5 protein-coding genes are annotated in these 5,342 nt (G+C 67.7%); 2 read left to right on the plus strand and 3 right to left on the minus strand.

From position 1 onward, the window contains the following. The first annotated feature begins 201 nt into the window (after positions 1 to 201). Positions 202 to 1,347: a glycosyltransferase gene (locus tag QZV84_RS07705; RefSeq protein ID WP_292827806.1), complete on the plus strand. Its 1,146-nt coding sequence runs from the start codon at positions 202 to 204 to the stop codon at positions 1,345 to 1,347. A 10-nt stretch (positions 1,348 to 1,357) separates the two neighbouring features. On the opposite strand, the gene QZV84_RS07710 is transcribed toward QZV84_RS07705, so the two are convergent. From QZV84_RS07710 to QZV84_RS07720, 3 genes are all read right to left on the minus strand, one after another. Next, positions 1,358 to 2,599 (minus strand): type II toxin-antitoxin system HipA family toxin, encoded by a 1,242-nt coding sequence (locus tag QZV84_RS07710; protein ID WP_292827809.1) that lies wholly within the window; start codon positions 2,597 to 2,599, stop codon positions 1,358 to 1,360. Continuing rightward, positions 2,596 to 2,895, minus strand: a complete 300-nt coding sequence (locus QZV84_RS07715; protein ID WP_292827812.1) for a helix-turn-helix transcriptional regulator — start codon at positions 2,893 to 2,895, stop codon at positions 2,596 to 2,598. Before QZV84_RS07715 ends, QZV84_RS07710 begins: the two co-directional genes overlap by 4 nt. A 211-nt stretch (positions 2,896 to 3,106) precedes the next feature. Further along, entirely contained in the window at positions 3,107 to 3,799 is a 693-nt protein-coding gene (locus QZV84_RS07720; protein ID WP_292827815.1) for an endonuclease/exonuclease/phosphatase family protein, read from the minus strand. 212 nt (positions 3,800 to 4,011) lie between these two features. Here QZV84_RS07720 and QZV84_RS07725 point away from each other — a divergent pair. Next, positions 4,012 to 5,342, plus strand: a 1,331-nt coding sequence (locus QZV84_RS07725) for an HNH endonuclease signature motif containing protein (RefSeq protein WP_292827817.1), incomplete at its 3' end; no start/stop codon positions are given.

The raw sequence follows: 5,342 nt of genomic DNA on the forward strand, positions 1-5,342 counted from the left end.
GTCAGCGCAAGGATCTCTCAAGGTTTTGCCCCGTTAGCACGAAGACCGGTGCGCGTGCGGCTTTTCGGAGGTAACGTAACCACTGCGTGAGTAGGCAGCTGTGGGGGCTGCACACCAACCTCGTGAACCCGAAGCTCATGAGGGGCGCGTCCTGATTCTGGGTTCAGGACCCACGCGTGCAGCGACCTGGGGAGGTCACCGATGACCGATTTCGCGACGACGCGGGTATCCGAGCGCACAGTCAGTGCGACGGCGCCCGGAATGATCGTGCACGAGTGGGTGGAGCGCTGGGGCGGCGCCGAACGCGTGCTCGACGCCATGATGGACGCCTTTCCCGATGCGGGCGTTCGCGTGCTGTGGAACGACACCCCGGTGTTCGACGGACGCGAAGTGACCGAGTCGTGGATCGCCCGCACGTCACTGCGCAGAAACAAGGTGCTCGCGCTGCCGGCAATGCTTCCCACCTGGCGCATGCCGTCCTCGGGAAACCCCGAATGGATGCTGGTCAGCTCGCACCTGTTCGCCCATCACATCAAAGCCCGACCGGGCACCCGCAAGCTCGTCTACGCGCACACCCCCGCGCGGTACATCTGGGAGCCCGAACGCGACCACCGCGGCGACACCGCGATGGCACGCATGGCGAGCAGGGTGCTGAAGCCGATCGACCGCCGCCGCGCCGCCGAGGCGACCTCGATCGCGGTCAACAGCCGCTACACCGGCGAGCGCGTGGCCCGCGCGTGGGAGCAGCCCTCGCGGGTGATCTACCCGCCGGTCGACACCAAGACCCTGGTGGCCACCGACGACTGGCGGCGCGATCTCACCGACCACGAGCAGCGTCAGCTCGACGCGCTGCCCGAGACGTTCCTGCTGGGCGCCTCGCGCATGGTCGACTACAAGCGCCTCGACCGGGTGATGCAGATCGGCGCCCAGGTGAAGGTGCCGGTGGTCATCGCCGGCACCGGTCCGAGCCACGTCGCCCTGCGTTCGAGCGCGGCCGCGTCGGGCGCCGAGGTCACCTTCATCATCGCGCCGTCCGACGCCATGCTCCGGGCGCTCTACGCCCACGCGCTGGCGTACGTCTTCCCCGCCGTCGAAGACTTCGGCATCATGCCGGTCGAGGCGATGGCCTGCGGAACCCCCGTCATCGCGAACTCGGCGGGCGGCGTGCGCGAGTCGGTCGAGGCCGTCGGCGGCGGCGTCACCTGCGAGATCGAGCGCTGGAACGACTGGGACGAGCTGCTGCACCAGGCGACCTCGCTGGATGCCGCAGCCTTCCGCCAGCGAACCCAGATGTTCTCGCGCGAGCGGTTCGTCGCGCAGCTGCAGGACTGGGTCGGCGGGCAGTAGTCCGCGCCAATCACGGACGCACGGCCGCCGTCACCAACTCCGCCATCGAGTCGAGCGTGGGGCGAAAGCGCTCGACATCCCGGGACGGTACACCGTTCTTTCTGGCCACGTCCGGCCACCCTGCCACCGCGGCACTCACCTCGCCCAGCACCCGTCGGGCGGCATCCTGTGTCAGATCGAAAATCGAAGCCGAGGCCCGCAGTGCTTCCAGCTCACGGGCGGGGTTCGGGGCACCTCCCACGGAGGTGACGCGCATCGCGCCCGAGTCAGGGTTGGGATTGAGGTCAAAGGCGGGCGCAAGCCTCCAGCCGGCATCCCGCCGGAGGTAGCCATGATTGCGCAGGTGATCGTCGGTGTTGTGGATGGCGATCGAGAACGCGACTCGACGCCACAGCTCCCGTAGATCCGACGTCGTGTGCGATCCGTGCTCTGTCATGACCTCGGCGATCTCCAGGTAGTCCCGGCTTTCGCCGTCCTCGCTCTCGAGCAGCGTCATCGCACTGATGTATCCAATGCGGTCAGAGCCGGATCGATCGAACCGCTCCAGCAGCAGCACGGATCGACCCTCGATGTCGATGAGCTGGCGGTGCGGCACCGCGATGCCTGCGGCATCCGCCAGATCCAAAGCGGTCTTCTCCCACCCCATGACGTCCCACTGATCCGCGTGATGAGGGAACTTGGCGATCAGCAGCCGTTCACCGTCGCTGACAGACGCCTTCGGGCGAGCGCCGCCCAGCGAGCCTGTGCCGGCGTCAAGGAGTTCTTTGATCGCATCCAGGCCGCCGGCGTCATCGCGACCGACACTGTCGGCGGCGCGCAGGAGCCGCGGAAGTGCGAGTAGCCTCGGCACCTCTGCATCCGGGTGCTGCAGCTCGCCGTCAGGCTCGATCGAGAACCTCAGAGCACCCTGTCGAGTGACATCACTCACACCGAGCAGGAAGTCGCGTTCATCGAGCTGGCGGTCGGCGTGGCCGGCAGCAGCCGCATCGGCGCGCGCCCGCTTCGCGATGAGATTCCGGCCCCACCGATCGGGGGCGGCGTCATCGAAGGACCGCGGAAGCGCCCGCCCCAGTGGCCACGATCCCGTCGAAAGCGGCAGCGCGGGTTCGATCGCGTACGCACCGCGGCGCTGGACGAAGTCGGTGTCGTACCTGAATGATGATCTCACGCGCCCTCTGCGGACGCTCGAGTGAAGCTCGCCGACGGCGACGAGTCCACCGCCGATGTCGGTGTATGCGAACACGCCGGTCATCTTCGAACTCGCTGAGGCAGGACCTCGTCCGCACGCGCCCGGCCGAGATCGGTCTCGTACGGGTCAACGGCGTCGACGATGTTGTCGAGAATCCCGAGTGCTCGAGCAACTTTCAGGATCGCATCGAACCGCACGCCGGCGTCGCCGTTCTCGATCTTCGTCAGAGTGCTGCGGCCGATACCGGCCCGCTCGGCCACCTGCGCGGCTGTCAGCGACTGCAGCTTTCGCCACGCCGCGAGCTGAGAGCCGATGCTCTCAGCTGCGCGGGTCACCTTTGCAGGGGTGGGGCGCGGCATGTCGTCTCCTAAGGAGTGTTAATGCACTCATTATCGCACTTTATGCGTGCATATGCACGCATAACACCGAGTGGATGTGCCTAGCAAAACCGCCGCGACATCGGCGAGCGTGAAGGCGTGTCCGGAAGAACGTCGTCCGCGAAGCCAGCGGCAGCCGATTCCCGGACATGCGCGAACCGGTTCCCGGACACGCGCTCAGACCTCGCGTCGGTCAGGCGGCGCGCACCTTCGCCCTCGCCGACATCGACGCGGTGACCAGGATCGGCAGGTGGTCGCTGCGGCCCTGCGGCAGCGTGCGCACCTTCTCGATTGTCAGGCCCACCGAGGTCGCGAAGTCGTAGTGCCCGCGAAAGAAGCGGTAGCGCGTGTACGTGCGCATGTCGCTGAGGTTGAGCTCATAGCCGTGCTCGCGCACCTTCTGGCCCAGGTTCTCCTTGAAGACCGGATAGTTGTAGTCCCCCACCATCAGCACCGGCAGCCCATCGCCCAGCGACTGCAGTTCGGTGAGCGCGGTACGGATCTGGTGGCGCCGCAGCGAATTGAGCGCCGTCAGCGGAGCCGCATGGAACGAGCCCACGATCAGCTCGCGGTTCTCGTCGATGTCGTGCAGTCTGACGCCCAGCATCCGCTCTTCGGCGGGCTTGAGAACGCGGTCGTGCATCGACTTCTTCAGCGCCATCGACCGCACCTCGAGCAGGTGGAACGTGTTCTCGCGGTAGTAGACGGCCAGGCCGAGACGATTGCGCGAGGTCGCTTCGGCGAGCCGCAGTTCGCCGATGGATGCCGGCATGTCGGTCGTGTCGCACTCCTGCAGGCAGAGCACATCGGCGGCATGGCGATTCACCAGGGCGGTGAGCTCGGTCGCGGCCCGGTGCTTTCGGAGGTTATAGGAGATGACTTTCATGACGCCCCAAGCCTAGAACCGCCAGGTTTCACGCGGGTATCTTCGCGGGGATCGCTGGTGAACCTCTCAGGGATCGAGGATGAATCGCCTCTTGTCCATATGTTCGATTTTCGCGAGGTGCTTTTGATGGGCTGCTTCACGCGATCCGCGAGTTTTCCACAGCATTCGCATATCTCTTCGAGAGTGTCGGCCCAGCGCGGTACAGTATTTGCATGTCCCGAACCCTCGATCTTCTCCCCGCTGAGGTCGAGGCCGTGCGCGAAGTGTGGTCGGGTGAAGATGCCGCTTCGCTCAGCGACAGCGAGCTGGTGGCGGTCAACGAACGCTACTGCCGGATGCGGCGAATGCTCGACGCCGATCAGGCGCAGCTGGCTGCCGAGATCGCACGGCGGTCGCGGCCCGAGCTCGGGCCGGAGAGCCTGGCCAAGACGCAGGGGTTCCGCAATCCGACCGCGCTGATCGCCGCGACCGCCGGCACCTCGACCGGCGATGCCGCGCGGCTGGTCAAGGTCGGCGAGGCGACCGCGCCGCGGCAGCTGCTGTCGGGCGAGAAGGCTCCGGCGCGGCACCCGCACATCGCCACCGCGCTGGATCGGGCCGGGTTGACTGCGCAGGCAGCCGCGGCGATCATCACGATGCTCGACCGGGTCGCGCTGCGCGCCGGGATCGAGGCGATCGATGCGGCCGAGAAGATCCTCGCCGAACAGGCACCGGGACTCTCGATGGATCAGCTCTCGCGCCTGCTGGTGCGCGCCGAAGCCTGGCTCGACCCCGACGGGGTCGCGCCGCGTGAAGACGAGGCCCGCACCGACATCTCGCTGACCATCCGCGAGGAACGCGGGCGGATCGTGATGATCGCCGAGCTCGACCCCGCCAGCGGCGCACCCGTCAAGACCGCGATCGAAGGCTGGGTGTCGGCCGAGATGCGCGCGACCCGCGACGCCGACCGCTCCGGGGCTTCTGACCCCGACGCACCGCGCCGGTCGGTGAAGCAGATGCAGGCCGAAGCACTGGTGCGGCTGTGCGAGCACGCGCTCGGCTGCGAGCGCACCGATCTGCCCCTCGAAGGCGCCACCGTCATCGTGCGCATCGACCACGAAGACCTCGTCAACGGCACCGGGTACGCGACGATCGACGGCATCACCGCCCCCGTCTCCGTCGCCACCGCCCGGCGGATGGCCGCCGGCGGCGAGATCATCTCGTGCGTGCTCGGCGGCGACAGCGAGATCCTCGACTGGGGCCGCACGCGGCGGCTCTTCACCCGGACTCAGCGCCTCGCCCTCGTCGAACGCGACGGCGGATGCGCGATGTGCGGGGCACCACCCGGGCAGGTCAAGGTCCATCACATCCGGTGGTGGGCGAGGGATGCCGGCCCCACCGACCTCGCGAACGGTGTGCTCCTCTGCGAGAGCTGTCATCACCGCATCCACGACAACGGGTGGGAGATCCGCATCGAGGGAGCCGGGGTGCGCGGCAAGGTCTGGTTCCTCCCGCCACCCCACGTCGACCCGACCCGCACGCCCCGCCTCGGGGGCCGGGCCCG

The organism is Microbacterium sp., from assembly GCF_011620715.1.
Classification (GTDB): domain Bacteria; phylum Actinomycetota; class Actinomycetes; order Actinomycetales; family Microbacteriaceae; genus Microbacterium.

Bases quoted from the DNA above. Each gene is read 5' to 3' on its own strand.
- QZV84_RS07710 (WP_292827809.1), bottom strand. From the start codon at position 2,599: ATGACCGGCGTGTTCGCATACACCGACATCGGCGGTGGACTCGTCGCC.
- QZV84_RS07720 (WP_292827815.1), bottom strand. From the start codon at position 3,799: ATGAAAGTCATCTCCTATAACCTCCGAAAGCACCGGGCCGCGACCGAG.
- QZV84_RS07715 (WP_292827812.1), bottom strand. From the start codon at position 2,895: ATGCCGCGCCCCACCCCTGCAAAGGTGACCCGCGCAGCTGAGAGCATC.
- QZV84_RS07705 (WP_292827806.1), top strand. From the start codon at position 202: ATGACCGATTTCGCGACGACGCGGGTATCCGAGCGCACAGTCAGTGCG.